Source organism: Streptomyces sp. JH34, assembly GCF_029428875.1.
Lineage (GTDB): Bacteria > Actinomycetota > Actinomycetes > Streptomycetales > Streptomycetaceae > Streptomyces.
Genome location: NZ_JAJSOO010000001.1, coordinates 237,575 through 257,998, shown reverse-complemented (window position 1 = coordinate 257,998; position 20,424 = coordinate 237,575). Strand labels below are relative to the sequence as shown.

Sequence of the window (20,424 nt, the reverse complement as noted above, 5' to 3'; positions counted from 1 at the left end):
AATGGGGACCCGATCCCGGCAGGGCGACGCACGGGACCCCGTCGGGGCGATACCGTCGTCGGAGGCGCTTCGCGCGCCTCGTCGACATGGCGAGGACCTCACCGGTCCCCGCCGCGCACCTGGAGAACGCACCAATGTCCTTCCCGTACCCCGGACGACAGTCGGGCGCCGCCCACCACGAGTACTGCAACAACGCCCTGTGCTGCCGCTGCCAGCAGCGGCAGTGGACGACGAAGCTCGGTGACGAACGCCTCTGCGGCCCCTGCGCGGCCTGCTGCCGGGACTGCGGACGGGCACCCGCACCCCACGTCGACGGACTCGACGACGGGCTCTGCGCGGAATGCCGCGGCCGGTGCGGCCGATGCCAGAGCGCGCTGCCCGCCGAGGGCCCCTGTCCCTGCCGGAAGTGGCGCGAGCGCGCGGCGGGCGACCCGGTCTCCTACATCCTTCAGGCCCTTCCGCAACCGCTGGTCCAGGCGCTCGGTCACCGCCACCCCCGGACGGTGTACGACCTGATCCACCGGGAGCTCGGCCGTCGCACCCCGGACCAGCTCCTGGAGCGGCTCGAACGCCGTTGGAACGTCCGCTGGTCCCATGCCCTCCACGAGAAGGACGAGGACGGCCGGCGCCGCTGGGCACCGCAGGAGATCGCCGAGGCGCTCGTGAGCCCCGGCCACTGCGTGAACCCCCAGTGCGAGGACGGTTACCTGCTCACCACCGACACGCCGTGCGGCCAGTGTCTGCGCCCCACCCACCGTTTCGTCACCTCGGTGGCCGACCGTACGGCGACCTCGGACCACGCCCGTGCGGCCGCCGCACAGATCCGGCGCGCCCTCGTGGAGGGCCGCTCCACCAAGCCGGGCAGACGACGGCCGACGAACTGAGCGCCCTCAGCCCTTGTCCAGGGCGCCTCGCACCAGCGCAGCGGCGAGCACAGCCGGATCCTTGTCCTTCGCCAGGCGGGTGAGCCGTTCCGGCACGGTGGGCAGCCCGAGCCGTTCCGCTCCCTGCAGAGCCTTCTCATCGAGGTAGGGCGCCGTCTCGGGCCACACCGCCTGCACCTCGCGCAGGAAGATGTCGGCGCCCGCAGGCCCGATCCCGGGGAAGCGGCGAAGCCCCGAGCGGATCGCTTCCACATCTCCGTCGGCCTTCCGGCGCAGACGCCGGAGATCCCCGCCGTACGCGTCGAGCAGAAGCAGGGCGCCGTCCCCCAGTTGCGTTGCCGTACGTTCGTCGTACCTCCGGTAGCCGCCCTCGCCCAGCGCGTCGACGCGCTCCTGCCACGTGGCGTCGGCCATACGGCGCGGTGTGCGCAGCCCGTGCGAGAACAGCGCCCGCGCGGCGGCCACCGCGACCCCCGCCCGGATCCGCGCGCTCAACAGATCGCTCAGGACGAGCAACTGGTACAGGGGCTGCGGGGTGTCACGCAGCCGGATACCCGCCTCGGCCGCGTACGTGGTGCCGTGACGCTCCAGAAGGGCGTCGAGGGTTCGGCGATCGCTCATGTGAATCCGAAGACACGGGCGATGAAGTACCCCGCGACGACGACCGAGCCCAGCAGCACCAGGCCGGCCCAGAAGGCGGGGTGTTCCCAGATCCCGCCGTCGGGCCGCTCGACGTGTGCTTCGCTTATGCAGCCTTCCGCAGGAGGCGTCTCTCCGGGGGGCGTGAGTGAAGTAGTCATGTATCCACCATCACTCCGAGCGCCCGACACCGCGAGGCCGGCGCCGATGGGGGCACGCGTACATCCGTACGGAGTCCGACCGGCCCCCGGAGCACTGCGGGAGCTCTGAACGGGGCACCGTCAAGGAATGCCTGCAGTCTCCGCGCCCGAGCCCCTCGTCAAACTCGTCCAGCGCACCACCGAGCCCGCCGCGGCCCAGACGCTGAGATCGACCGCGGCGGCCGTCATCGCGTTCGCGGTGGCCCAGTCTGTCCTGCCCGATCCGCATCCGGCGCCCCTCACCGCCCCCCTCACCGCCCTCCTCGTGGTGCAGGTGACGCTCTACGCCACGCTCACCACCGGGATCCGGCGTGTGAACGCCGTCGTGGTCGGGGTGCTGATCGCCAGCGGATTCAGCTCCCTGGTGGGGCTGAGCTGGTGGACCCTGGGGCTGACCATCTTCACCTCGCTCCTGATCGGGCGGGTGGTGCGGGTCAACGAGTTCGTGCCCGAAGTGGCCATCAGCGCGATGCTCGTCCTCGGAGTCGCACAGGTCGCCGACACGGCCTGGGAGCGCGTGCTGGAGACGCTCATCGGCGCCGGGGTGGGACTGCTCTTCAACCTCCTGCTCGCACCGCCCGTCTGGGTCGAGTCGGCGGGCGTGTCGATCGGCGGCCTGGGAGAGCGGATGGGAAGGATGTTCCGCGCCCTGGGTGAGGAGATCGGCGGCACCCACCCGGTGCGGGAGGCCGCCGCACGCCTGCACGAGGCCCGTCGCCTGGACCACGACATCGTGGAGGTCGACGCGTCCCTGCGGCAGGCCGAGGAGAGCCTGATGCTCAACCCCCGCGTCAAGGAGGGGCTGCTCCACCGTGTCGTCCTGCGGACCGGACTCGACACGTTGGAGATCTGCGCCGTGGTGCTGCGCGTCCTCACCCGGACGCTGACCGACCTGGCCAAGGCGCGGACGGAGGAAGCCCTCTTCCCCGAGGACGTGGCCACCGACCTCAGGGAACTCTTCGGCCACATGTCGGACGCCATCGAGGGCTTCGCACTGATGATCACCACACCGATGGCCCGGAGCGGCGAGGAGGCGGAGGAACGCCTGGCCGACGCGCTCGTCCGCAGTCGCAGGACGCGTGACCGCGTGGCGGACCTCCTGCTCGAGGACGTCCAGGAACACCCCAGGCAGTGGCAGTTGCACGGTGCGTTGCTGGCCGAGGTCGACCGCATCCTCGACGAACTGGACATCGACAAGCGCACGGAGCGCCTGGTCGAGGAGCTGGACCGCCGCTCCGCGGAGGCGCACGATCGCCATCCGAGGCTGCGGGCGATGTCACGGCGCCTGCGCGGGGCGACGCCGACGCGGCTGAGGTCGGGCGAGTGAGCGGCCTCAGTCCGGGGTCCGGCGGGACTTCTCGCCGGGTCCCGGACGGCGCCGGTGACTGGTGTCGCACCACGGGTACATCCGGCTCCGCCGGCACATGCACAGGGCCACGACGAACCGGTCGGAGACGGCCACGGTGCCGTCCGCGCACGTGACCTCCACGGGTCCCTCCACGAGGAGTGGCCCGTCGTCACCGAAAGTGATCCGGCAAGGGCGATCAGAGTTGTTCTGCACGGATGACCACCAGTTCCTCCGCCAGGTCGCCCGCACCCACCAGCCCCGTGTCCCGCAGCCAGCGAAGTCTGGAGCGCAGCACGGGCCCGAGGGGTACGAGGGCGCGGTCACTGACACGGGCCCGCAGCCCGGCGTCGGTGAGACGCCGCACCGTGACGTCGCTGTCGCACAGGCCGGAGTGGACGATGAGGAGACGGCCTCCTGGGCGCAGCGCGGCCGGGGCCGTCTCGCAGACCCGGTCGAGGATCGCGCGGCCGTCGCACCCGGCGTCCCAGGCCCGGGCGGCCCCGTGCCCGGGAAGCCGGTCCAGGGGTGACGGCACGTACGGCGGATTGCAGACCACCAGGTCGTAGGACCGGCCGGGCAGTGCCGACAGAAGATCACTGCGCTGCACGGTGATACGCCGCCGGTGCAGCAACGCGTTCAGCCGGGCGGTCGCCACAGCACGGCGCGCGATGTCCACGGCCGTCACCCGCGCCCCCAGCCGCGCCGCGTGCAGAGCCAGGGCGCCACTGCCCGTGCCCACGTCCAGGACCTCGATGCCGGGGGTGATCCCCTCCCGGTCCAGCGCGGCCACGAGCAGGCGGGTGTCGTGCTGGGGCGCGTACACGCCCGGCAGTTTCATGAGCGGAAGGCCGGTACGGGTGGCCCGGGCCAGATCTGCGGACATCTGCGACTCCATTCGACGCCGGCGGGGCGGGGACGGATCAGGACGGCGGTTCACACCCTCCAGTCCGCCAGCAGCCGATCTCCGAGCCGGTCCTCGAGGTACGAGGTGGCGGTGATGCCGAACGCGATGTCGTCCGCCATCGCGGGTTCGTCGTCGAGCAGACCACCGATCACGTCACGGCGCACGACCTGTTCGTGCACCGCGTCGGCCTCGACGTGCTCGGTGTAGAAGAACTCGGCGGCGGGGCCCGCACCGGTGCGCTTCATCGCGCGGGCGAGGCGCCGCGAACCGGGGGAGGAGGTGATCTCGACGGCGGCGAAGTGACCCACCAGCGCTCCGCGCAACCGGCGATGGAGCCCGAACAGCGACATCACGTTCACCAGCGCCAGCATGGGGGCGCAGCCCCGGTCCAGATAGTGGCCGTAGGCGGTGTCCAGGCCCAGATCGGCCATCAGACCCGCGTACAGCCGCGCATGGACGCGGTCCGCGCGGCCGGCGCCGAACTCGTCGTACTCGATCGCCGCCATACCGGCCTTGGCGCGCCCGCTGAGCCGCGGCAGCACCCAGGCATGGGGGTCGGCCTCCTTGAGGTGGTACAGCGAACGCTGGATGGCGTAGTCCCGCAGGTGCCGCAGCTCGCCCCGGTCCTGGAGGAACCAGGAGACACCGGAGCCGCGGACCGGCTCCACGAGGAGATCCTCCAGGACGTCGTCCAGGCCGCCGGTCACGGTGACGTCGTGCCGCAGAGCCGTCAGGAAGCGGTCCTCGAGCGCGCCGCGGACCGTGAGCAGGGGAGGGTCCCACTCGAGTTCGGGGCGTACGCCGGCGAAACCGCGGTAGTGCAGTTCGTAACAGACGTACAGGGCGAGTTGCAGGTCGTCGCCGTAGGGGTCGGCGGCCCGGGCGGCGCCGGGATCGGGCAGAGCCCCGCCGTCCTGCAGGAAGGCGATCACTCCTGCCGAGAGTTCCCCGCGTGCTCGCGGGAGACGTGGGCCGGTGCGCTGACGTGACATGGTCCTCCTTCTGCCCCAGGATCTCCTGGAGCCACATGGACAACCGTGAACGACTGTACGCGGAACCGCCGCGACCGGCCTGTCCTCACCGGCTCACCCGGTCCCGGCTACGCCTGCGCCTTCCCGCCCGTCCAGTCCAGGAGGCGTTCCGCGGTCCACGAGGTGACGACACGGTCCACCGGCACCTCGCACTCCTCGGCCCGCGCGCAGCCGTAGGGCTGCCAGTCCAGCTGCCCCGGCGCGTGCGCGTCGGTGTCGATCGACAGGAGGGCGCCCGCGGCGACCGCCTGCCGGAGCAGGGCGCGCGGCGGATCGAGCCGCTCGGGACGGCAGTTGATCTCCACGGCCGTTCCCGCCTCCGCGCACGCCGTGAAGACCCGGTCGGCGTCGAACCGCGACTGCGGCCTCGTCCTTGTGCCGAGGAGCCTTCCCGTGCAGTGCCCCAGGACGTCCGCGTGCGGATTGCCTACGGCGGCCAGCAGGCGCTCGGTCATCGCGGCGGCGTCCATGCGCAGTTTCGAATGGACGGAGACCACCACCACATCCAGCCGGCCCAGCACTTCGGGGTCCTGGTCGAGCGAGCCGTCGGCCATGATGTCGCACTCGATCCCGGTGAGCAGGCGGAAGGGCGCCCACCGCTCGTTCAGTTCGGCCACGACGGACAGCTGGTCGAGGAGACGCTCGGTCGAGAGGCCGTTGGCCACGGTCAGCCTGGGGGAGTGGTCGGTGAGCACCGCCCATTCGTGTCCCAGTTCCTTCGCCGTCCGGCCCATCTCCGCGATCGGGCTGCCCCCGTCGGACCAGTCCGAGTGCATGTGGCAGTCGCCCCGCAGGGCGGCGAGGAGGTCCTCACCGCCCGTGGCCAGGGGCGTCGTCGCCTCTTCCTCCAGCGCTTCGAGATATCCGGGCGTCGCGCCCTCCACGGCCTCACGGATGACCTTGGCCGTCTTCGGTCCGATGCCGCGCATCGACTCCAGCGAACCACCCGCCACCCGGTCGGCGATCTCCTCACCGTCCAGGGAACCGATCGCTTCCGCCGCGGTACGGAACGCCCTGACCCGGTACGTGGCCGCCTGGGATCGCTCCAGGAGGAACGCGATCCGCCGGAGGGCGTCTGCCGGATCCATCGTCAGGGCCGAGCCGTGTGCTGCGGGTGGCCGCGCGTACGCCGGGCTTCCTTCATCTGCGTCTCGTAGAGGTGGCGCCGCCCGCCCACGAGTTCCTGCCGCACCCGTTCCTCGACCTCGACGAACGGCCGGTAGTACGTGTCGTCGTAGGCCTCGACGAGCTGGAAGGTCCAGCAGCCGGGGATGACGTTGCGTCCCAGGATCTCCCGCTCCACCAGGTCGGCGTGCTCCGGGTGGCCACTCATCCGGAGTAGCTCGACCGCCCTGTCCAGCGTCAGGTCCGCGCCCCCTGTGAGCTGGTGGAACCCGTAGAGCTGCCCCCGGGCACGCTCCACCCTCTCCAGCGCTTCCGTCAGTGCTCCGAGCGCCTCGACGGTCTTGTCACCGGCCCCGGGTGGCCGTACGTGTGCCTCATCGGGTCCACCGCTCTCACTCATGCCTACGACTGTGCACGCGTCCCGCGCCACGCGTCGGGCCGGAACGCCGAAAGAGTGAGTGCCGTCATCCACCCGCGCCTCCGTCGAGATGCGACGCAACCGATCCTGACCACACTGGGTTTCATGGCAGAGAACAAAACCTCCCGATCCGGGCACACCGCGAACAGGGCAGCGAAGAAGACAGCGAAGAAGGCGGCCCCCCGGCCCTCGACCGGACACGGTCCCGAGCACGCTGCCCATGCCGCCTGCGAGAGCCTGGAAAGGCTGATCTGCCACTCCGCGGAGGGGGTGTCCGCCGTGAGGCGGAAGGACGACGGATGGTGCGTCGTCGTCGACGTGCTCGAAGTCCCCCGCATCCCGGACACCACGAGCCTGCTTGCCTCCTACGAGGTGCAGATCGACGAGCGCGGCGAACTCATGGAGTACAGCAGGGTCCGCCGCTACAGGCGTGGCTCCGCCGACGAATGATCCGCTCGCCTCCCACCCGGAAGGACCCTTCATGACCACGAGCATGTACGCCGACGAAGTCGCCCCCTGCCCGCCGAGGGCCGGGACGCTCTACGACGTTCTGGAACTCATCCTTGACCGCGGCATGGTCATCGACGTGTTCGTCCGGGTGTCACTCGTCGGGATCGAGATCCTCAAGATAGACGCGCGCATCGTCGTCGCGAGTGTGGACACCTATCTGCGCTTCGCCGAGGCGTGCAACCGCCTCGACCTGGAACGTGACTCGGGCAGTACCACCATTCCCGAACTGCTGGGCGGGCGTGCGGCCAAGTCGATCGGCAAGCGCAAGGTGCGAAAGGCGGCGGAGTCCGTCGGTGACAGCGTTCGCAAGGCGGTGGGGGGCGGCGACGGGGACGACGACCAGGACGAGCAGCCGAGGAAGCGCCGGGCACCCGCACGAGACGGGGCGAGCCGACGCCGACGCGTGGAGGCATGACCCGTGACCGAGAACGGCGTGTACGTCTACGCGATCATCCCGGCGGGAGCGGTGCTACCGGCCGAGGCGGTGGGGGTGGGCAACCCGCCTGCCGCCCTGCGACTGGTGGACGAGGGACGGGTCACCGCAGTGGTGAGCGACGCGCCTCCGCAACTGCGTGCCAGAAGGCGCGACCTGATGGCACACCAGGAAGTGCTCCTGCGCCTCGCGGAGGCGGGACCCGTCCTGCCCATGCGCTTCGGGGCGATCGCACCGGACGAGCGGTCGGTCCGGGCCCAGCTTGCCGGATCGCAGGCGGAGCACCTCGCCACGCTGAGTCATCTGGACGGCGGCGTCGAGATCAACCTCAAGGCGCTCCCCGCCCAGGACGCGCTCGCGGCCGTGGTCGCCCAGGAGAACAACGTGCGACGGCTGCGCGAAGCGGTCCGCAGGCGCCCCGGCTACGAGGCGAACGTCAGGCTCGGCGAGGCGATTTCCACCGCACTGTCCCGCCGTGCGGCCGAGGCGGGGAAGAAGGTCCTCCACAAGCTCACCCCCCTGGCCCGTGAGACGGCTGCCGGCCCCGAGGTCCATGGTTGCGCGCTCAACGTGTCGTTCCTCGTCGACCGGAGCGAGAGCGACACCTTCCGGGACACGGTGCAGCGGTTCGCCGACACGCATCGCGACCACGTCGAACTCAGGCTGGCGGGGCCTCTGCCCTGCTACAGCTTCGTCTCCTCCCGTCCTCTGCGGGCTCAGGCCGCGGGGGGCTGACATGGGACTGCTCTCCGGTCTGCTCCTGCTGCCACTCGCACCGGTCCGCGGCGTCATCTGGGTCGCGGAGAAGGTGGACGACGTCGCCGACCGGGAACTCCACGACCCGAGCGTGATCCGGGCCCAGCTCGCCGAGCTGAACCAGGAGCTCGAGGACGGCATCGTCAGCCTGGAGGAGTTCGAACGGGAAGAGGAGGAGTTGCTCGACCGGCTCCATGCCGGACGGGTCCGCCCCACGCCGAATCATCGAAGGTGACTCACTCATGGAAGATCAGACGAAGGTGACGCTCGCAGCAGCCGTGGTGGGCGGATACGTACTGGGGCGCACGAAGAAGGGCCGTCTCGCGCTCTCCATCGCGACCTATCTGGCGGGCAGACGGTTCGGGCTGGAGCCGCGACAGATCGCCGCCGAAGGTGTGCGCAGGCTGAGCGAGATGCCGCAGTTCGCGGAACTCCAGGACCAGTTGAAGGGCGAGTTCCTCGACTCCGGCAGGAAGGCGCTGACGGCCGCCGCGGACCGGGGCATGAACTCGCTGGCCGACGCGCTCAGCGACCGGACGTCCCGGCTCGGTGCGCCCGACGAAGAAGAAGAGGAGGACGAGGACTACGAGGGCGAGTACGACGAGGACGAGCCCGAGTACGAGGACGAGGAGGACGAGGAACCGGAGGAGGACGAGGAGGAGTACGAGGACGAAGAACCCGAAGAGGGCGAAGAACCCGAAGAGGGCGAAGAACCCGAAGAGGATGACGAGGGCGAGGAAGAGCCGGAGGAGGCGGAGGAGCCCCGGCCGAGTCCTCGTCGGAGCAGGCCCTCCGGCGGGGAGGCAGGGCGCGGGGCAGACAAGAAGGCCGCCGGGAAGCAGCCGGCAGCGAAGAAGACCGCCGCCAAGAAGACCGCTGCCAAGAGGGCACCTGAGAAGAAGGCCGCTGAGAAGCCGGCAGCGAAGAAGACGGCAGCCAAGGCAGCCAAGAAGTCGGCACCGGCGAAGAAGACGGCAGCGAAGAAGTCGGCGACGGCGAAGAAGACGGCAGCCAAGAAATCGGCACCGGCCAAGAAGACGCCGGCCAAGAAGACGGCGCCGGCGAAGAAAGCCGCAGCCCGGAAGGCGCCTGCCAAGAAGTCAGCGGCCGGCAAAACCACTTCGGCCAAGAAGACGACGTCATCGAAGCGAACCGCGTCCAAGCGCGGCGAACGGCGGAGGTAGGCAGCCATGGCCAGGACGGACAAGGACGAACCCGAGTCGGGCATCGACCGCCTTCGCGGGGAGTTCACCAACTTTCTGGGTGCCCAGACGGACAAACTCGCCCAGAAGGCCGGGGACAAGCTGACCGGTCTCACGGGTCAGCTGACCGGCATCGCGGAGAACGGTGGGACGTTGCCTTCGGTTGCGTCCCGCGTCATGCAGGGCGAATCCCCGGTGAAGGCCTTCGTCTCGGAGAAGGCCGGGAACGTCAAGGACAAAGTCATGGACAAAGCAAAGGACGCGTTCGGGGGCGGTAAGGGCAAGAGCCAGTCCGGCGGTGGCAAGTCCATGAACATCATCGAGGTCCTCGATGTGGGAGTGCCTCTGCGCGATGCGTACGACTACTGGACGCGGTACGACAAGTTCGGCAGCTTCGCGAAGGGCGTCCAGAGCGTCTCGATGGACGAGGAGATGTCGAGCGACTGGAAGGTCAAGATCGGACCGTCCTCGCGCGGCTTCAAGGCGACGGTTCAGGAGCAGGTACCCGACGACCGCATCGTGTGGACCTCCGAGGGTGCCAAGGGCTCCACACGGGGTTGCGTCAGCTTCCACGAACTGGCGCCGAGCCTGACCCGGATCGTCCTGGTCATCGAGTACTACCCCTCCGGATTCTTCGAGAAGACGGGAAACCTGTGGCGTGTGCAGGGCCGTCGTATGCGACTCGACTTCAAACTCTTCCAGCGGTTCGTCACGCTCACCGATGAGGAGCCCGAGGGCTGGCGCGGTGAAATCCGCGACGGTGAGGTCGTGACGACGCACGAAGAGGCAATGGAGAAGGAGGAGGCCGAGAGCGAGGAGTCCGAGGACGCCGACTCCGAATACGAGGACGAAGCGGAGCCGGAAGAGGAAGAAGAGGAAGAGGGCGAACCCGAGGAGGAGGAAGAGGAGGAAGAGCCCGAAGAGGAAGAGGAAGAGGAGGAAGAGCCCGAAGAGGAAGAGGAAGAGCCCGAAGAGGAGGACGAGGAAGAGGAAGAGGAAGAGGAAGAGGAAGAGGAAGAGGAACCCGAGGAAGAGGAAGACGCTCCCAGGAAGCGACGGGGACGAAGGGCGTCAAGGTGACCGATCTCGACTACGGGCGGGAGGCTTACCCCATCCCGGGGCCGCCGAACAGCAACCTCGCCGACATTCTCGAACGCGTCCTCGACAAGGGCATCGTCATCGCGGGTGACATCAAGATCGACCTTCTCGACATCGAGTTGCTCACCATCCGTTTGCGCCTTTTCGTGGCGTCGGTCGACACCGCGAAGAAGGCCGGAATCGACTGGTGGGAGACGGATCCCGCGCTGAGTTCGCGCGCCGCTCAGCACTCCCTCCAGGACGAGAACCGTGCGCTGCGCGAGCGTCTGGAGGCGCTCGAGGCGAAGACGGAAGAGACGTCGGACCATGCATGAGCAAGGAGAATCGAGCCACATGACGGACCGGGGATCCGAACAGGCTACGGCCGAAAGCGCCCTCTACGTATTCGCGGTGTGCAAGCTGCCCGATCCGTCGGTCCTCGCGGGACTGGCGGGTGTCGCGGCGGGCGAAGCGCTGCGTCGACTGAGGTTCGGCGAGTTGACCGCGATCGTTCAGACCGTACGAGCGGCCGAGTTCACGGACGAGGCATGGCAGGCCCGTATGTCCGACCAGGAGGAGCTCGAACGGTACGCACGCGCGCACCACGACGTGGTGTCGGCAGCCGCCGCCTCGTGCCCCACCGTTCCTCTCCCGCTTGCCACGCTCTACCACGACGAGGAGCGGGCGCAGAAGGCGCTGCTCGGAGAGACGGAGCGCTTTCTGGCCGCCCTGGAGCGCACCGCTGACCACGCCGAGTGGGGTGTGAAGGTCTATGCGGCCGCACCCACGGCATCGGCCCCCGCCCGGCCCCGCCCCGAGGCGTCGGCCGTGGGCGCCCGGCCCGCCCCCGGAGCCGGCCTCGCCTACCTGGAGCGAAAGCGCGGAGCGCAGGCGCAGCGCGAACGGCGGCACGAGGACTCCCTCCGGCTCGCCGAAAACGTTGATGCCGCGTTCCGGGGCCTCGCCGCCGCAGGGCGCCGACTGCGGCTCCACGCTCCTGAGCCGGCTGGAAAGAACGACGTCCAGGTGCTCAACGCCACGTATCTGGTGGCCGAGCACCGAGCGGCTGAACTCGAACCGCTCACCCGTGCGCTGCGGGACACGACCGGTGCCCGGATCGACATCTCGGGGCCCTGGGTGCCGTACTCCTTCGTCGGTGAGGTGTAGTGATGGAACGCGAGGTGGTGCCCTGGGAGAATCCCGAGCCCTTGCGCGGCCCCATCGGGGTCCCCCTGGTCGACCTGCTGGACCGGATTCTCGCGACGGGCGTGGTGATCAGCGGTGATCTGGTGATCGCGATCGCGGACGTCCCACTCGTGCGGCTGTCGCTCCACGCCCTGCTCTCCTCCGTCAACGAGCGCGTGCCGGCGCCCTGGGCGGACGGAGGCCCGCTGTGACCACCCCACGGCTCGACGTCGACCAGGCAGAGCTGGGGCGTGACCTCGTGGCCCTGGTACTGACCGTGGTGGAACTGCTGCGGCAGCTCATGGAGCGGCAGGCCATCCGCCGCATCGACCAGGGGGACCTCACCGACGGTCAGGTGGAGGAGATCGGGACGACGCTCATGATGCTCGACCAGCGGATGACGGAGCTCTGCGACCAGCACGGAGTGCGGCCGGAGGACCTCAACCTCGATCTCGGACCGCTCGGCTCCCTGCTACCCCGCGATTGACGTACCCCGGCCCCGAGGGGGTCAGCGGTGGCGGGTGGCACGGCAGTGCACGCGACAGCTGATAGGGCATATGCTCATATATGCGCGCACTCTTCGTACAGGGTGGCGTCGCCGGAGGTAGTCATGATCATCATTGGAGCCGTCCTTCTCGTTCTCGGTCTGGTGACGGGTCTCGGTGTCCTGTGGACCATCGGGATCATTCTGCTCGTGATCGGGCTCGCTCTCTGGCTCCTGGGGGCCGTGGGGCACGCTGTCGGTGGCCGTCGCCACTACTGGTGACCGCCGGCCGGGTGTTTGAGGTGTGAGTGGCCGGGCATAGCCCGAGTGGCGGCGCGGGAGCGCTCCCACGCCGATCGATTCCCCCACCTCCCTGAAAAAGGAGATCGTGCCATGAGTGTGTCTTGTCATGCTCGCGTCAGTTTAGGCGGCCGGGTGGTGCGCCTCTGCGGCGTACTCGTCGCCGCCGTCCTGTGCCTCCTCCCCTGGACGGGCACCGCGAGCGCCCACGGCTCTGTCGTCGACCCCGCCTCCCGCAACTACGGCTGCTGGCTGCGCTGGGGCGATGACTTCCAGAACCCGGCCATGGCGCAGGAGGACCCCATGTGCTGGCAGGCATGGCAGGCCGACCCCAACGCCATGTGGAACTGGAACGGTCTGTACCGCAACGGCTCGGGAGGCGACTTCCCGGCTGCCGTGCCCGACGGACAGCTGTGCAGCGGTGGCCGGACGGAAGGCGGGCGGTACAACTCGCTCGACACCGTGGGTGCGTGGAAGACCACGGACATCACCGATGACTTCACCGTGAAGCTGTACGACCAGGCCAGTCACGGCGCCGACTACTTCCAGGTGTACGTCACCCGGCAGGGGTTCGACCCCGCCACGGAGGAGCTGACCTGGGGTGACCTCCAACTGGTCGCCGAGACAGGCAGCTACGCGCCGAGCCAGAACTACGAGATCCCGGTGAGCACATCAGGATTCGGCGGACGTCACGTGGTCTACACGATCTGGCAGGCGTCGCACATGGACCAGACGTACTTCCTGTGCAGTGACGTGAACTTCACCTGATCCGGCTCGCGGCCGCAAGGCGTGGCCCCGCCGGCCGCCGAGGTCCGGCGGGGCCACGAAGGGCCGCACGCGCGGGCGTCCTCAGGCGCGCACGGTGATCGATTGGCGGTGCCGTCCGGCCCGCCCTAACGTCGATGAGTGAACGTTTTTGTTCACTGTCGGCCCGTACGACACCAAGCGTCATGACTGGATCCCGAGCGAGCGCCGCGCCGATTGCCGCCTCCCCGGAGCGGGGACACGGCAAGGGGATCGCTCTGCTCATCATCGCTTCGTGCCAGCTGATGGTGGTCCTCGACATCACCATCGTGAACATCGCCCTGCCGCACATCCAGTCCTCGCTCGGTTTCTCGACCGAGAGCCTGTCGTGGGTGATCAACGCCTACACCCTGACGTTCGGCGGGCTGCTTCTCCTCGGCGGACGACTGGGCGACATACTCGGACGCCGCAGGGTGTTCGTCTTCGGTGTGCTGCTGTTCGTACTGGCCTCCCTGCTGGGAGGCCTCTCGCAGGAGTCCTGGCAACTGCTCGCCGCGCGCGCCCTGCAGGGCGTCGGCGGTGCGATCGCCTCGCCGACCGCCCTCTCCCTCATCACCACGACCTTCCGTGAGGGGCCCGAGCGTAACCGGGCGTTCGGCGTGTTCGCCGCGGTGTCCGCCGGCGGGAGCGCCATCGGACTGCTCGCGGGTGGCCTGCTGGTGGAGTGGCTCGACTGGCGCTGGGTGTTCTTCGTCAACGTGCCCATCGGGCTGCTGATCGCGTTCTCGACGCCCCGCTTCATCAAGGAGTCCGAACGCCACCCCGGCCACTTCGACCTGCTGGGCGCCCTCACGTCCACGCTGGGCATGGTGCTGCTCGTCTACGGTTTCATCCGGGCGTCGGAGGACGGATGGACCGACGCCCTGACCATAGGCGCCTTCGCGGGCGCGGTGGTCTTCATGGCGGTCTTCCTGACCGTGGAACGCCGGTCGAGGCAGCCGATCACGCCCCTGCACATGTTCCGTGACCGCAACCGTGCCGGGGCCTACGGGATGATGCTGAGCCTGGCCGCGGCGATGTTCGGCATGTTCTTCTTCCTGACCCTCTTCGTGCAGAACATCCTCGACTTCAGTCCCTTGCGGGCCGGACTGGCCTTCCTCCCGGTGAGCGCGATCATCGCGGTCAGCGCGGGAATCGCCTCGCAACTCCTTCCCAGATGGGGTCCGAAACCCTTCATGGTGACGGGCGCGATCCTGGCCGCTGCGGGGCTCGGGTGGCTCACGCAGACCGATGTCAACAGCACCTACCTGGGGAGCATCCTCGGCCCCATTCTCGTCTTCGGCTCCGGCATGGGCATGCAGTTCGTGTCCCTGACGCTGATGGCTGTCTCCGGTGTCGAGCCGAGAGAGGCCGGGGCCGCGTCCGGAGTGCTCAACGCCACCCAGCAGGTGGGCGGTTCCCTGGGACTGTCCATTCTGGTCACGGTGTTCGGCACGGCCAGCCGCAACGAGGCGATGGATCAGATACCCCGATTCCTGGCCGATGCCACCCCCGCCCAGCAGTTGCAGTTCCGCCGGACGGGGGAACTGCCCGCACCGTGGGGTGACCAGGTCCTGGCATCGGGCGTCTCCATGGCCTTCGTCGTCGCGGCCGCCATCTCGGTCGTCGCGGCGCTGATCGCGTTGTTCGTCATACAGGTCCGGGCCTCCGATCTGGAACGGCTGCGCGGCGGAGAGGCTTTGACCCCTGCGGCCGAACAGGAGGGGGGCGGCGCGGCCGGGAGGGACGTGGGGCAGGGCGCCGGACTTCCCCCCGGGGAACGAGGGGGAGGCGAAGGTTCCCCTCCACTTGGATAGGGTGCCGTTCGCCACCAGTGTCCTTCGGGTGAGATGCAAGTCGATGACTGGTCAGCAGCACGAGCGGGGCAACGGCTCCCAGATCTTCCAGCCACTGGCAGAGGACGACCCCCGAGACCATCCCCACGGAGAAGCTCTCCAAGGGCCGTCAGGTCTGTGTGGTCACGGGCACGGGCCACATGGGTCTCGTGACGGTGCAGGGCCTCTCGGCCGAGGACTCGCCGAGCAAGTACGTGACGCTGGACCTGACGGTCTGGCGCGACGCGGCGGGCTGACGGGCCGTACACAAGTCCGGCGGGGGTGGGGAGCGGGCCCCTCCATCCTCGCCGGCGCCGGGCATCAGGCCAGGTTGACCAGGCGGATGTAGCGCACCCAGTCCCAGTTGACCCCGGGATCCGTGTGGTCGCTCCCCGGTACCTCGTGGTGGCCGACGATGTGGGCGCGGTCCTTCGTCAGGCCGTAGCGCTCGCAGATGTCCGCGGTGAGTCTCGCGGAACGCTCGTACATCGTGTCCGTGAAGTACGAGGGCTGATCGACCCAGCCCTCGTGCTCGATACCGATGCTCCGGGTGTTGTAGTCCCAGTTGCCCGCATGCCAGGCGATGTCCCGCTCCCGCACGCACTGGGCCACGAACCCGTCCCCCGAGCGCACCACGTAGTGGGCGGAGACCTGTTTGGCCGGATTCTGGAAGATACCGATCGTCTCGGTGAACGTCTGCTGGGCCACGTGGATGATGACGCGCTCGACCGGATAGGCCGAAGGACGACTCGACACCGTGTAGTTGGACGTGGACGCGGGGTACCACTGGGCCGAGGGGAAGTCCGTCCCCTCCGTCGGCGCGGCCGCGGCGCGTACCGAGGCCGGCAGGAGCGCCGCGGCGGCCGTGACCGCGGCGCCCTGAAGAATCCGTCTGCGCTGCATCAGCACTCCTGTGCGTGGGACCTGGTCCTGTCTACGGCACAACACGCACCGCCCCGCCGGACGGTTCCGCGCGGGCGCAGAGAGCGCAGACGAAGGCCCCAGACCCTCAGGAGCCGGACAGCAGTCCGGCCAGAGCGGCCGCCGGGTCGTCCTCCGCCGGCCCGGCCGGTACCCAGCGGCCACGCTCCTTGGCGTACGGCCACCACCGCCCGTCCGGCCCGTACCGAAGCTGCGCACCGGAACCGACCACGGTCCAGCGGTTGTCGGTGCCACGCAGCCGCGGCCCCTCGCCGTCCTCCCACGCCGCGGCGAGCTGAGCCCGCGCCCGGGCGAGCTCGTCCGGACCGGGCAGCCAGTGCTCGTCGCACACCGTCAGCGCGGCCGTCCCGCCGTACCGCCAGGCCCGCACCGCGAGGTCGAGTCCGGCCGTCGTGCGACCGGCCGCCGTCGCGAGGCGTGCGGTGAGGCCGGCACCGGGCCGGCCTCCGGCAGCGAAGCGAACCGCGTCCTGCTCCGGCGTCAGTGCCGCTGACAGGGGCTGCTGTTCGTGGCCGGCGGCCAGTGCCTCCGCCAGCATCGCGAAGGCCCGCCGGGCACTGTCCGCCGCCAGGAACTCCAGCCCCGAGGGGTCGATGCCCGGAGCCGGAGCGGTCTCCACGTCCAGCGAAGGCGGAAGGCCCGGCTCCGTGGGCAGGGGAGGGGCAGGGGGCAACGGCGGCAGGATGTCCCGCGCCGCGTACGCCTCGTCGGCGCGAACCCCCGGCGGCGCCGGGCCGTCTCCCGCCTGCGCCCCGGAACCCGGTTCACGGACGGCGCGAGCCGTGCTGCGTACCTGCAACTCGTCCAGCAGTCGCCGTTCGTCCCGCCCTCGCAGCAACAACAGCACGAAGGGATCCTGGTCGAGCAACCGCGCCACCTGGTAGCAGAGGGCGCCCGTGTGCGGGCAGTGGTCCCACGCATCGCAGCTGCACTCCGGCTCCAGATCTCCGATACCCGGCAGCAGATCGAGTCCCGCCGCGGCGGCGTCCTCCACCAGATGCGGTGGCATCTCACGGTCGAGCAGCGCGGCGATGTGCCCGGACCGTTCCGACGCCATGTCCAGGAAGCGGTCCCACTCCTCCTCGCTCAGCTCCGGGAGCAGCACATCGCTGCGGTACGCCGTCGAGTCATGGTCCTGCACGACCGCCGTGAGCCGGCCCGGCCTGACGGACACCGCGCCGACCCTGCCCTCGCGTGCCAGCCGTCTGCCTCTCTTGAGCTGCCCGGCGTCGAGGGCCGTGTCCTCCAACGCCTTCAGCCAGGCCCGCCCCCACCACGACGACGCGAACCCGCGGCCCTGTGAGGGCGGAAGCGCGGCGAACGTACGTTCCGGCTCGTTACCCCTGTTCATCGTGCGCCCCCTCGCAGTTCGACCAGCTCGGCCAGCTCCGCATCGCTCAACTCGGTCAGTGCGGCCTCGCCGCCCCCCAGCACCGAGTCCGCGAGCCCTTGCTTCCGGGCCAGCATCGCGGCGATCCGGTCCTCGACGGTTCCCTCGGCGATGAGCCTGTGCACCTGCACCGGCTGGGTCTGGCCGATCCGGTACGCACGGTCGGTGGCCTGGGCCTCCACGGCCGGATTCCACCACCGGTCGAAGTGCACGACGTGTTCCGCACGCGTGAGGTTGAGCCCCGTGCCCGCGGCCTTGAGCGACAGCAGGAACACCGGAACCCCGCCGGCCTGGAAGCGGTTGACCATGGCCTCACGCTCGGCCACCGGGGTACCGCCGTGCAGGAACTGGGTGGGGACCCCCCGCGCCGCCAGGTGACGCTCCAGCAGCCGCGCCATCTGGACGTACTGGGTGAACACCAGCACGCTCGCCCCCTCGGCGAGGATCGTGTCGAGCAGCTCGTCCAGCAGCTCCACCTTGCCCGACCGGTCCGCGATCCGCGGCTGTTCCTCCTTGAGGTACTGCGCCGGGTGGTTGCAGATCTGTTTGAGAGCGGTCAGCAACTTGACGACCAGCCCGCGCCGCGCGAATCCGTCGGAGCCGCCGATCTCGTCGAGCGTCTGGCGCACCACCGCCTCGTACAGGCCCGCCTGTTCGGCCGTCAGCGACACGGCGCGGTCGGTCTCGGTCTTCGGCGGGAGCTCCGGTGCGATGCCGGGGTCGGACTTGCGGCGCCGCAGGAGGAACGGCCGGACGAGCGAGGCGAGCCGCTCGGCCGCGGCCGGGTCGTCGCCTCCCTCCACGGCGGTCGCGTAGCGGGTACGGAACGTACCGAGCCGCCCGAGGAGTCCCGGGGTCGTCCAGTCCAGGATCGCCCACAGTTCCGAGAGGTTGTTCTCGACCGGGGTACCGGTCAGGGCGACGCGGGCCCGGGCACCGATGGTGCGCAACTGCCTCGCGGTAGCCGAGTGAGGGTTCTTGACGTGCTGCGCCTCGTCGGCGACGACCAAGCCCCAGGACGCCTGGGCCAGACGCGCCGTGTCGAGACGCATCGTGCCGTAGGTGGTGAGGACGAACTCACCGTCCACCAGGCCCTCCAGGGAGCGCGACCCGCCGTGGAAGCGGCGCACCGGTGTCCCCGGGGCGAATCTCTCGATCTCCCTCTGCCAGTTGCCCATGAGGGAGGTGGGACACACCACGAGCGTGGGCCCCGCAGCCGGATCGATGCCCTGCCGGTGCAGATGGAGCGCGATCAGCGTGATCGTCTTCCCGAGTCCCATGTCGTCGGCGAGACAGCATCCCAGACCGAGCGACGTCATGGTGTGCAGCCAGTTCAGGCCGCGCAGCTGGTAGTCGCGCAGAGCGGCGTCGAGTGCCTCCGGCTGTCCGACCGTACGGTGGTCCCCGGACTCCGGATCGGTGATCCGCGCACGCAACTGTTCGAGCCAGCCCGTCGCGGCCACGTCCACCCGGCGGCCGTCGACATCGGTGGACCCGGTGAGCACGGCACCCAGAGCGTCGATGGGGGTGACCTTGCGGTTTTGGGACTCACGGGCGCGCCGTGCGTCCTCCGGGTCGACGAGCACCCATTGGTCGCGCAGCCTGACCAGTGGTCTGCCCGCCTCTGCCAGCCGGTCGAGTTCCGCCCGGCTCAGCTTCCGGTCGCCGAGTGCGAACCTCCAGTCGAACGCCAGCAGCGCGTCGGCCGACAGGAAGGACGGCGTGTCGGACTCGGTCCGCGCGGCAGCGCCGTCCTCCTCGTCCTGGGGGCCGATCACCGCCCGCGCGGTCAGTTTCCTCGCCAGCTCCTTGGGCCAGTGCACCTGGACGCCCGTCGCGGCGAGTGCCCTCGCCGCCGCACCCAGCAGCTCCGCGATCTCCTCGTCCGCGGGCTCGACAGCGTCCGGGACCGCGGCCGACAGGAGCGGTGTCAACGGCGGCCAGGCCCGTGCCGCCCGCCGCAGGGCGAGCAGAGCGTCCATACGTGCGCGCGGGCCGAGCGACGAGGCGGCCGGGGAGCGGTCGGCCCACACGTCCGCCGCATCCGCGACCAGGGTGGGGTCCTGGATGCTGTGGATCTGGAGGACCACGCGGAAGGAGGGCTCGTCGTCGGCCGCGGCCTCCTGACGCCCCGCACTGCCGAGGCCCGAGACCTCGACGCGCAGCGAGAGCCGCACGCCCGCATCGTGGCCCGCGGCCACATCGGCCGCCCACGCCCGGAGTCGGGGCAGCTGCTGCGCCGCCCGGTCGGCGAACGCCGGTGCACCCATGAGGGACGGAGCCGCCGGAGTGCGGGGCAGACCGTCCGTCACCGCGTCGATGAACGACCGCAGCAGCGACTCCGGCTCGGCCAGCATCACAGGAACGGCCGAGGCGTCGAGCGGTACCGCGTGTGCCTCCGGCGGCATGGACGCGGCCAGCACCCGGATCCGCTCCATGTCGTCCGCGGTCAGCGGGCCGGCACGCCAGGCATCGCGGTCCGTGGCGCTCAGCCCGGGCAGCAGCAGGCCGCGCGCGACGAGTTGGAGTGCGAGGACCCCCGCCGCACCCCAGAACGCCGTGGAGGCGGAGGAACGACTGTCGGCCCGGGCGCGTGTCAGGACCGGCAGCGCGTCCCGCACGGGCATCAGCAACGCCGGGACGGCGTACGGGCGGAGGTCGCTCCCGACGACCGTCAGGTCGGTCCGGCCTCCTGCCGCACAGGGAGGACTCTCCCCATCGCCGTGACGACTGCCCGGATCACCGGGAGGGGTGCTACCGTCCGCATTCCAGAATGCGATCAGGCCGGTACGGGCCGGATCCGCGGGGAGGAAGACTGCGGAGCAGCGGGACAGTTCGGAGATCTCGTTGAGCGTTGCCGCAGGGAGCCTGTGCACAGCGATGTCAGATTCCTCAAATTTGACTAGTGAGCTCGGGGTCGCCGAGGGTACCCCACCCACGGTCCGTCCCGGGAGAAACGCACGGTGATCCACCTCACT

General features: G+C 69.9%; 25 protein-coding genes. 15 read left to right on the top strand and 10 right to left on the bottom strand.

Annotated elements, in window-relative coordinates:
- Positions 1-134 precede the first annotated feature (134 nt).
- Positions 135-884: a hypothetical protein gene (locus LWJ43_RS01365; protein ID WP_277330406.1), complete on the top strand. Its 750-nt coding sequence runs from the start codon at positions 135-137 to the stop codon at positions 882-884.
- Positions 885-890: 6 nt separating this feature from the next.
- Here the strand turns inward: LWJ43_RS01365 and LWJ43_RS01360 are convergent, their stop codons facing one another.
- Positions 891-1,505 carry an endonuclease gene (locus tag LWJ43_RS01360; RefSeq protein WP_277330405.1) on the bottom strand — a complete coding sequence of 205 codons (615 nt, stop codon included), beginning with the start codon at positions 1,503-1,505 and terminating at the stop codon, positions 891-893.
- A complete protein-coding gene (locus tag LWJ43_RS01355; RefSeq protein ID WP_277330404.1) occupies positions 1,502-1,684 on the bottom strand; it encodes a DUF6480 family protein in 183 nt (60 codons plus the stop codon). Before LWJ43_RS01355 ends, LWJ43_RS01360 begins: the two co-directional genes overlap by 4 nt.
- 127 nt (positions 1,685-1,811) lie before the next feature.
- On the opposite strand from LWJ43_RS01355, the gene LWJ43_RS01350 reads away from it, so the two are divergent.
- Entirely contained in the window at positions 1,812-3,050 is a 1,239-nt protein-coding gene (locus tag LWJ43_RS01350; RefSeq protein WP_277330403.1) for an FUSC family protein, read from the top strand.
- Positions 3,051-3,056: 6 nt separating this feature from the next.
- Here LWJ43_RS01350 and LWJ43_RS01345 read toward each other — a convergent pair whose 3' ends face one another.
- The 5 genes from LWJ43_RS01345 to LWJ43_RS01325 all read right to left on the bottom strand — a co-directional run bounded on the left by LWJ43_RS01345 (position 3,057) and on the right by LWJ43_RS01325 (position 6,531).
- Positions 3,057-3,212 (bottom strand): CDGSH iron-sulfur domain-containing protein, encoded by a 156-nt coding sequence (locus tag LWJ43_RS01345; RefSeq protein WP_277330402.1) that lies wholly within the window; start codon positions 3,210-3,212, stop codon positions 3,057-3,059.
- A gap of 55 nt (positions 3,213-3,267) precedes the next feature.
- Positions 3,268-3,954 carry a HemK2/MTQ2 family protein methyltransferase gene (locus tag LWJ43_RS01340; protein WP_277330401.1) on the bottom strand — a complete coding sequence of 229 codons (687 nt, stop codon included), beginning with the start codon at positions 3,952-3,954 and terminating at the stop codon, positions 3,268-3,270.
- 50 nt (positions 3,955-4,004) lie between these two features.
- A complete protein-coding gene (locus LWJ43_RS01335; protein WP_277330400.1) occupies positions 4,005-4,967 on the bottom strand; it encodes an iron-containing redox enzyme family protein in 963 nt (320 codons plus the stop codon).
- 107 nt (positions 4,968-5,074) lie between these two features.
- A complete protein-coding gene (locus LWJ43_RS01330) occupies positions 5,075-6,094 on the bottom strand; it encodes a PHP domain-containing protein (RefSeq protein ID WP_277330399.1) in 1,020 nt (339 codons plus the stop codon).
- Between the two features lie 2 nt (positions 6,095-6,096).
- Entirely contained in the window at positions 6,097-6,531 is a 435-nt protein-coding gene (locus LWJ43_RS01325; protein WP_277330398.1) for a hypothetical protein, read from the bottom strand.
- Between the two features lie 123 nt (positions 6,532-6,654).
- On the opposite strand from LWJ43_RS01325, the gene LWJ43_RS01320 reads away from it, so the two are divergent.
- The 13 genes from LWJ43_RS01320 (at position 6,655) to LWJ43_RS01260 (ending at position 15,096) form a co-directional block, all read left to right on the top strand.
- A complete protein-coding gene (locus LWJ43_RS01320; protein WP_277330397.1) occupies positions 6,655-6,999 on the top strand; it encodes a gas vesicle protein GvpO in 345 nt (114 codons plus the stop codon).
- A gap of 31 nt (positions 7,000-7,030) precedes the next feature.
- A complete protein-coding gene (gene gvpJ, locus LWJ43_RS01315; RefSeq protein WP_277330396.1) occupies positions 7,031-7,474 on the top strand; it encodes a gas vesicle protein GvpJ in 444 nt (147 codons plus the stop codon).
- A 3-nt stretch (positions 7,475-7,477) separates the two neighbouring features.
- Positions 7,478-8,227 carry a GvpL/GvpF family gas vesicle protein gene (locus LWJ43_RS01310; protein WP_277330395.1) on the top strand — a complete coding sequence of 250 codons (750 nt, stop codon included), beginning with the start codon at positions 7,478-7,480 and terminating at the stop codon, positions 8,225-8,227.
- A gap of 1 nt (position 8,228) precedes the next feature.
- Complete coding sequence (locus LWJ43_RS01305; protein WP_277330394.1) at positions 8,229-8,483, top strand: gas vesicle protein GvpG; 255 nt, start codon at positions 8,229-8,231, stop codon at positions 8,481-8,483.
- Between the two features lie 7 nt (positions 8,484-8,490).
- Positions 8,491-9,432 (top strand): histone H1-like repetitive region-containing protein, encoded by a 942-nt coding sequence (locus LWJ43_RS01300; RefSeq protein ID WP_277330393.1) that lies wholly within the window; start codon positions 8,491-8,493, stop codon positions 9,430-9,432.
- A gap of 6 nt (positions 9,433-9,438) precedes the next feature.
- Entirely contained in the window at positions 9,439-10,530 is a 1,092-nt protein-coding gene (locus tag LWJ43_RS01295) for an SRPBCC family protein (RefSeq protein WP_277330392.1), read from the top strand.
- Entirely contained in the window at positions 10,527-10,862 is a 336-nt protein-coding gene (locus LWJ43_RS01290; protein WP_277330391.1) for a gas vesicle protein, read from the top strand. The genes LWJ43_RS01295 and LWJ43_RS01290 overlap by 4 nt, the downstream gene beginning before the upstream one ends.
- Before the next feature lie 19 nt (positions 10,863-10,881).
- Positions 10,882-11,694 (top strand): GvpL/GvpF family gas vesicle protein, encoded by an 813-nt coding sequence (locus LWJ43_RS01285; protein ID WP_277330390.1) that lies wholly within the window; start codon positions 10,882-10,884, stop codon positions 11,692-11,694.
- 2 nt (positions 11,695-11,696) lie between these two features.
- Entirely contained in the window at positions 11,697-11,924 is a 228-nt protein-coding gene (locus LWJ43_RS01280; protein WP_277330389.1) for a gas vesicle protein, read from the top strand.
- Positions 11,921-12,199, top strand: a complete 279-nt coding sequence (locus tag LWJ43_RS01275) for a gas vesicle protein K (protein ID WP_277330388.1) — start codon at positions 11,921-11,923, stop codon at positions 12,197-12,199. The genes LWJ43_RS01280 and LWJ43_RS01275 overlap by 4 nt, the downstream gene beginning before the upstream one ends.
- Positions 12,200-12,322: 123 nt before the next feature.
- Positions 12,323-12,478 carry a DUF6131 family protein gene (locus LWJ43_RS01270; protein WP_277330387.1) on the top strand — a complete coding sequence of 52 codons (156 nt, stop codon included), beginning with the start codon at positions 12,323-12,325 and terminating at the stop codon, positions 12,476-12,478.
- A 111-nt stretch (positions 12,479-12,589) separates the two neighbouring features.
- Positions 12,590-13,264 carry a lytic polysaccharide monooxygenase auxiliary activity family 9 protein gene (locus LWJ43_RS01265; RefSeq protein ID WP_277330386.1) on the top strand — a complete coding sequence of 225 codons (675 nt, stop codon included), beginning with the start codon at positions 12,590-12,592 and terminating at the stop codon, positions 13,262-13,264.
- 182 nt (positions 13,265-13,446) lie between these two features.
- Complete coding sequence (locus tag LWJ43_RS01260; protein ID WP_277330385.1) at positions 13,447-15,096, top strand: MFS transporter; 1,650 nt, start codon at positions 13,447-13,449, stop codon at positions 15,094-15,096.
- A 339-nt stretch (positions 15,097-15,435) separates the two neighbouring features.
- Here LWJ43_RS01260 and LWJ43_RS01255 read toward each other — a convergent pair whose 3' ends face one another.
- The 3 genes from LWJ43_RS01255 to LWJ43_RS01245 all read right to left on the bottom strand — a co-directional run bounded on the left by LWJ43_RS01255 (position 15,436) and on the right by LWJ43_RS01245 (position 20,322).
- Positions 15,436-16,017: an N-acetylmuramoyl-L-alanine amidase gene (locus LWJ43_RS01255; protein WP_277330384.1), complete on the bottom strand. Its 582-nt coding sequence runs from the start codon at positions 16,015-16,017 to the stop codon at positions 15,436-15,438.
- A 106-nt stretch (positions 16,018-16,123) separates the two neighbouring features.
- Positions 16,124-17,407 carry an SWIM zinc finger family protein gene (locus LWJ43_RS01250; protein ID WP_277330383.1) on the bottom strand — a complete coding sequence of 428 codons (1,284 nt, stop codon included), beginning with the start codon at positions 17,405-17,407 and terminating at the stop codon, positions 16,124-16,126.
- Entirely contained in the window at positions 17,404-20,322 is a 2,919-nt protein-coding gene (locus LWJ43_RS01245; protein WP_277330382.1) for a DEAD/DEAH box helicase, read from the bottom strand. The genes LWJ43_RS01250 and LWJ43_RS01245 overlap by 4 nt, the downstream gene beginning before the upstream one ends.
- Positions 20,323-20,424: the final 102 nt, after the last annotated feature.